A 1,113-nucleotide genomic window follows, 5' to 3' on the forward strand; every position below is an offset into this window, starting at 1 on the left:
TTTATTCGTTGGCCTTCTGAGGAATCCTGATCATTCCGAGACCGCTTATCGACAGGCTTCCTTATTGCGACAGAACCCGGGGGCGTGCAGGCCGGCGCCACGGCCGCGCGCGCCGGATCGACGCGGGTCTGATCGCCTTTGGCCGAGCGGGGCGATGCCCCCGGGCGTGTCGGCCGAGCGGGCGTCGGGTCGGGGCGAGGAACCGTTTTGTGGGCGACGTGCTGTTCGAGCAGCGCACGCAGTTCGGCAAGTTGATCGGGATGCATGGCGGATTGCGTGACGGGGTGGTCGGTGCGGGCATCGTCATCGGGGCGTTACTCGCCGAACAGATCCGCGTGCGTGCCAGTTCGGACGAAGTAGATCGCGCGCGGTTCGACGCGATACAACAGGAGCCAATCGGGCTCGACGTGGGCATCGCGGTAGCCGGCCCACGCCCCTTTGAGCGGGTGATCGCGATACGTCGGCGGCAACGGCTGCTGGTCGAGCAACAACTGCATGAGCCGGCGCAGTTTGGTGGTGTCCTTGCCGCGCTTCTGCGCGCGTTTCACATCTCGCTTGAACGCGTTCGACAGACGCGGCTCGAGCATCAGATGCCGAGATCCTTGAACATCGCGTCGGTCGACGCGTAGCGATGGCCGCCGCCGGCGTCAAGTTCGGCCATGGCCGCCCGGGTGGCGGCGTTGGGCACCTCGACCGGGAACGGGACGGCGCGCTCGCGCGCGACGCGCGTGAGCGCCATGCGAATGTAGTCGGACACGGACAGGCCCATCGCGGCGAGCGCGTCGGTGGCTTCCTGCTTCAGTTCGGGCGACACGCGCGCGCGCACGACGGTATCGGGGGTGGCCATGGGCGGGACCTCGAAGACTGAGAGAACGTCTCCATTGTAGCCGATTGTAGCCACATTTCAAGGGTGAAACGGAAATTTTCTGGGGACTAGGCGGATTTGAGCCCTGAAACGCAATGCCGATAATCTAATTAGCGGCATTGAACGTGTGCCACAAAAACCCGGCCGCGACCGGGTTCGCACGTACAATTGGGTTCTGTCGCAATAAGGCGGGTGGTATGCTGAGTGCGTCAATGAAGCTGCGATGTGAACGATGAATCAAGCGCTGA

At 63.8% G+C, this 1,113-nt stretch carries 2 protein-coding genes; both read right to left on the minus strand.

Annotated features, from left to right (window positions below; translation table 11 throughout):
- Positions 1-314 precede the first annotated feature (314 nt).
- On the minus strand, positions 315-587 hold the full coding sequence (locus WS68_RS04920; RefSeq protein WP_059569731.1) for a type II toxin-antitoxin system YafQ family toxin: 273 nt from the start codon (positions 585-587) through the stop codon (positions 315-317).
- A complete protein-coding gene (locus WS68_RS04925; RefSeq protein ID WP_059569732.1) occupies positions 587-847 on the minus strand; it encodes a type II toxin-antitoxin system RelB/DinJ family antitoxin in 261 nt (86 codons plus the stop codon). Before WS68_RS04925 ends, WS68_RS04920 begins: the two co-directional genes overlap by 1 nt.
- Between the last annotated feature and the right edge of the window lie 266 nt (positions 848-1,113).

The organism is Burkholderia sp. TSV86 (assembly GCF_001522865.1).
Taxonomy (GTDB): domain Bacteria; phylum Pseudomonadota; class Gammaproteobacteria; order Burkholderiales; family Burkholderiaceae; genus Burkholderia.